Below are 4701 nucleotides of genomic sequence, written 5' to 3' on the forward strand. Positions count from 1 at the left end.
CCCTCGTCGCTCCGGTCGCTGCGCTCCCTACGCTCCTCAGTCCAGGCCGGGAGGCCCCATGACCGACCTGCATGTGGTCGACGCCACGGTGGATCACGTCGACCAGATCGTCGCGGTGATCCACCACGCCTTCTCGGCTCGCCGGGCGCTTGACCCGCCGGCCACCGCGCTATCTGAGAACGCCACGACGGTGGCCGCCGCGATCGCGGAGCATGGCGGGCTGCTCGTGCTGATCGACGGCGCGCCGGCCGGTGCACTGCTCTTCAAGCAGACCGGTGACCTGCTCACCCTGCGCTGCGTCTCGGTGGACCCGCGCCACCAGGGCCGCGGCGTGGCGTCGGCGATGGTCGGGTGCGCCGAAGAGGCCGCCGTACGCCGAGGGCTGAGCCGGGTGAATCTGGTCGCTCGGGTCGAACTGCCGGACACCGTGGAGTTCTGGCGGCGGCGTGGGTACGCGATCGTCGAGCAGCAGGACCACAACCTGATCTACGCCAAGGCGATGCCGCTCGAGCTGACCGTTCCGACGGCCGACGACATGCAGGCGATCGGCGAGGAGCTCGCCGGGCAGCTCCGGGCCGGCGATGTGCTCGTGCTGTCCGGTGACCTGGGGGCGGGCAAGACGACGTTCACGCAAGGCCTCGGCGTGGGGCTGAAGGTGCGCGGTGCCATCACGTCGCCGACGTTCGTGATCTCGCGGGTGCATCCGTCGCTGGCCGGCGGTCCTGCCTTGGTGCACGTCGATGCTTACCGGCTTGGCGGGTTCGCCGAACTGGACGACCTCGACCTCGACGCGAGTCTGGAGGACGCGGTCACCGTCGTCGAGTGGGGTCACGGACTGGCCGAGGCGCTGGCGCCGGACCGGCTGGACGTCGTGGTGACCCGGGGCGACGACGACACGGACGAGACGCGCGAACTGCGGATCACGCCGGTGGGTCCGCGCTGGGCGGCGTCCGGCGTACGGGTGTCTGTACTGGAGAAGAACTGACATGTTGCTTGCCTTTGACACCTCGAGCGCTGCTGTCACGGTCGCCCTCGCGGATGCTGTGAGCGGTGAGATCGTCGCGTCGTCGACCACGGTGGACGCGTTGCGGCACGGTGAGTTGCTCGCTCCCGCGATCGCGGACGCCTTGGCGACCGCCGGGATCACGGCGCGCGACCTGACCGGGATCGCGGTCGGCGTCGGACCGGGTCCGTTCACCGGGCTGCGGGTCGGACTGGTGACCGCGCGGACGATGGCCGACGTGCTCGGGATCGAGATCTTCGGCGTCTGCAGCCTGGATGTCGTGGCGCGGCAGTCGTCGTTGACGTTGCCGGTGGCCGTTGCGACCGATGCGCGGCGCAAGGAGATCTACTGGGCCGTGTACGACGGTCCGGCCGCGGACGGGAGCCGTCGCCGCTTGGAAGGCCCGGCGGTGGATCGCCCGGCCGACGTCGCGCATGTGCTGTCGGGGTTGCCGGTGATCGGGCGTGGCGCAGTGCTCTACGCCGAGGCTCTCGGCTTGGACAGTGTGGATGTCGTGGAATACCCATCGGCCGAGGTGCTGGCTCACGGTGTGGCGACCGGGACGCTGGATGTCGTCGCACCCGAGCCGCTGTACCTGCGCCGGCCCGACGTGACGATGTCCGCCGGCCCCAAGAGTGTGCTGCCGAAGTGAGACCCGCCATTCGGCCGGCTGTCGCGGCTGACCAGCCGGCGCTGGTCGCGCTGGACGAGGTGTGCTTCGGGTCGTCGGCGTGGAGTACGGTCGCGTGGGCGACCGAGTTCGATCGGCTGGCCGAGGATCGGGTGATCCTGGTCGCGGACGAGGGCTCGGTGGTCGGATACGTCGTACTGCTGGTGCCGCCGGTGGCTCTGGATGTGGTGGAACTGTTGCGGATCGCGGTGACTCCGGCGGAACGGCGTACCGGGATCGGCGGGCAGTTGATGACGGCGGCACTGGCCCGGTGTGCCGGTCGGACGGTGTTGCTGGAAGTTGCTGCGGGCAACGAGTCGGCCGTGGAGCTGTACGGCGGCTTCGGGTTCGAGGAGATCAGCCGGCGACGTGGGTACTACGCCGGTGGCGAGGATGCGGTGATCATGCGGTGGCGGGAGTCGGTGTGAGTTCAGATGCGGTGAGCGTGGAGCCCCTGATTCTGGGGATCGAGACGTCGTGCGACGAGACCGGGGTCGGGATCGTCCGTGGGCAGACGCTGCTCGCCGACGCGATCGCGTCCAGTGTCGAGGAGCATGCGCGGTTCGGCGGCGTCGTACCGGAGGTGGCCAGTCGGGCGCACCTGGAGGCGATGGTCCCGACGATTCGGCGCGCGTGCGAGACGGCGGGGATCAAGCCGACGGACGTGGATGCGGTCGCGGTGACGAGCGGGCCTGGTCTCGCCGGTGCGCTGCTTGTTGGAGTGGCGGCAGCCAAAGGGCTGGCGCTGTCGCTCGACAAGCCTTTGTACGGCGTGAACCACCTGGCGGCGCATGTCGCCGTCGACACGTTGGAGCACGGCGATCTGCCGAAGGGCTGCGTCGCGATGCTGGTGTCCGGTGGGCACTCGTCGCTGCTCGCGGTCGAGGACATCACCGATGGCGTAGTGCCGATGGGGAGCACCATCGACGACGCCGCGGGGGAGGCCTTCGACAAGGTCGCACGGGTGCTGGGGTTGCCGTTCCCGGGCGGTCCCTATGTCGACAAAGCGGCGCGCGACGGCGGGGATCGGCTGTACGTGACGTTCCCGCGCGGGCTGACCTCGCAACGGGATCTCGAGCGGCACCGGTTCGATTTCTCCTTCTCTGGTTTGAAGACCGCGGTGGCACGGTGGGTAGAGGCGCGGCGTCGCGATGGTGAGGACGTGCCCGTCAACCACGTCGCCGCCGCGTTCCAGGAGGCGGTGTGTGACGTCCTGACCCGCAAGGCGATCGACGCGTGCAAGGACCGTGGGTTCGAGCACCTGCTGATCGGTGGTGGGGTCGCGGCGAACTCCCGGCTCCGCGCGATGGCGGAAGAACGCTGCACCGCGGCGGGCATCGCCGTACGCGTGCCGCGGCCTGGGTTGTGCACGGACAACGGTGCGATGGTCGCGGCCCTTGGCTCGGAGCTCGTGCGGGCCGGGAAGGCGCCGTCGCCGCTGGGGCTGCCGGCCGACTCGTCGATGCCGATCACGGAGGTGCTGAACAAGTGAAGTGGAGCCGCGACGGGTTCGAGGCCGACGACGATGCCGCCCGCATCGATGTCGACGTGGTGCACGGCTTCCTGAGTACGTCGTACTGGGCGCCGGGCATCCCGCGTGACGTGGTGGCGCGGTCGATCGCGGGCTCGCTGAACCTGGGGGTCTACGCGTCCGACGGTGCGATGGTTGCCTTCGCGCGGATGGTGACCGATCGGGCGACCTTCGCGTGGCTGGCCGATGTGTTCGTCGTCCCCGAGCAGCGTGGGCACGGGCTGGGGAAGTTCGTCGTGTCGACCTTGATCGATCACCCCGACCTGGCCGGTGTACGCCGCCTGATGCTGGCGACCGCGGACGCCCACGAGCTCTACCGCAGCTACGGCTTCACCGAACTCCCCGACCCCGAGCGCATGATGATCATCCGCCGCAAGCCCGCCGACATCTACAACCGCTCGTGACCCCTCCTGGGGTCGACTTGCTCCGGCATCCGGTGGAGGCGACGGATCTCGTCCTGCTCGCCCATGGCGGGTCGGAGCATTCCTCGGCCGACCCGCACCTGTGGAGCGGTGCCATCCTTCGGATGTGGCCGTTCGCGGAAGCCGTGCGGTCGGCCGTCCCGGAGGCTGCGATCGGGCTGATGCGGTATCGCTACCGCGGATGGAACGGCGCCGCCGCGGACCCCGCGGTGGACCTCCGCGCGGTCCTGGACGGGCTCCCGCCGGTGATCCGCCGGGTCGTCCTGATCGGGCACTCGATGGGCGGCCGCACGGTTGTTGCCGCGGGCGACCATCCCCGCGTGGCCGGCGTACTGGCCTTGGCGCCCTGGCTCCCGGACGGCGAGCCGCTGACCGCACTCCGTCCGCCGGTCACCTTCGCCCACGGCACGCTCGACACCATCACCGACCCTCGCGCCACCACCGCGTACGCCAACCGCCTCCGCGCCACCGGGACCCCGGTCACCGTCTACGCGGTCGAGGCGGAAACCCACGGCATGCTCCACCGCCCCACCGACTGGAACGCCCTGGTCGCCACCTTCACCGCGAACGCTCTCGGGTCCGTACCCACTTCGGCGACCGGCGCCGACTCCGAGCCGCTTCCGCAGTACGGGCGAAGGTCGTCGGCGGCCGCGGTCCTGTCCATCGCGGTGGCTCGCCTCCGCATGCCGGTGCTGGAACGCTTCCAGGTGGGCTGAACTGCACTGCACTGCACTGCACTGCAGTGCGGGGAAGGGCACGGCAGTGGGCAGAGGCCTGGGGTTTGTACGCCGCTCGATCCCCAGGCGAACGGTCAGCGGCCGACCGGTTGCACCCATCACCCTGCCGAACCCAGATGAACGCCTGACGGCACCCGCGTAACACTCAGTCGACGTTAGTGGCGGGCCCCCGGGGAGTGCAGCAGCAGACGCAGCACCTCGCCCACCGGCAAGTCCCCGGGGACCCGCTCGCGAGATCGATCATATGTCCTGCATCTCTGCTTGAGTGCAGTAGGGTTTGAGGGTGTCGGCGAGTCAACGCCCGGTCGGCGGGGTGGATTACCCGCGGACCTACCAAG

At 70.0% G+C, this 4701-nt stretch carries 6 protein-coding genes; all 6 read left to right on the top strand.

The window, feature by feature from the left end:
- The first annotated feature begins 58 nt into the window (after positions 1 to 58).
- From tsaE to AB0E63_RS46225, 6 genes are read left to right on the top strand one after another with little or no spacing between them, the layout of a single operon-like run.
- The gene (gene tsaE, locus AB0E63_RS46200) at positions 59 to 985 is read left to right on the top strand and encodes a tRNA (adenosine(37)-N6)-threonylcarbamoyltransferase complex ATPase subunit type 1 TsaE (protein ID WP_360381212.1); all 927 of its coding nucleotides are present in this window, start codon (positions 59 to 61) and stop codon (positions 983 to 985) included.
- A 1-nt stretch (position 986) separates the two neighbouring features.
- Positions 987 to 1655, top strand: coding sequence for a tRNA (adenosine(37)-N6)-threonylcarbamoyltransferase complex dimerization subunit type 1 TsaB (gene tsaB / locus AB0E63_RS46205; RefSeq protein ID WP_360381215.1), 669 nt, complete (start codon positions 987 to 989; stop codon positions 1653 to 1655).
- A complete protein-coding gene (locus AB0E63_RS46210) occupies positions 1652 to 2101 on the top strand; it encodes a GNAT family N-acetyltransferase (RefSeq protein WP_360381217.1) in 450 nt (149 codons plus the stop codon). Before tsaB ends, AB0E63_RS46210 begins: the two co-directional genes overlap by 4 nt.
- Positions 2102 to 2112: 11 nt before the next feature.
- Positions 2113 to 3165, top strand: coding sequence for a tRNA (adenosine(37)-N6)-threonylcarbamoyltransferase complex transferase subunit TsaD (gene tsaD, locus AB0E63_RS46215; RefSeq protein WP_360381226.1), 1053 nt, complete (start codon positions 2113 to 2115; stop codon positions 3163 to 3165).
- On the top strand, positions 3162 to 3608 hold the full coding sequence (locus AB0E63_RS46220; RefSeq protein ID WP_360381220.1) for a GNAT family N-acetyltransferase: 447 nt from the start codon (positions 3162 to 3164) through the stop codon (positions 3606 to 3608). Before tsaD ends, AB0E63_RS46220 begins: the two co-directional genes overlap by 4 nt.
- Complete coding sequence (locus AB0E63_RS46225; RefSeq protein ID WP_360381223.1) at positions 3605 to 4342, top strand: alpha/beta fold hydrolase; 738 nt, start codon at positions 3605 to 3607, stop codon at positions 4340 to 4342. Before AB0E63_RS46220 ends, AB0E63_RS46225 begins: the two co-directional genes overlap by 4 nt.
- Positions 4343 to 4701 lie beyond the last annotated feature (359 nt).

Origin of the sequence: Kribbella sp. NPDC026596, assembly GCF_040638415.1 — a bacterium.
GTDB lineage: Bacteria > Actinomycetota > Actinomycetes > Propionibacteriales > Kribbellaceae > Kribbella.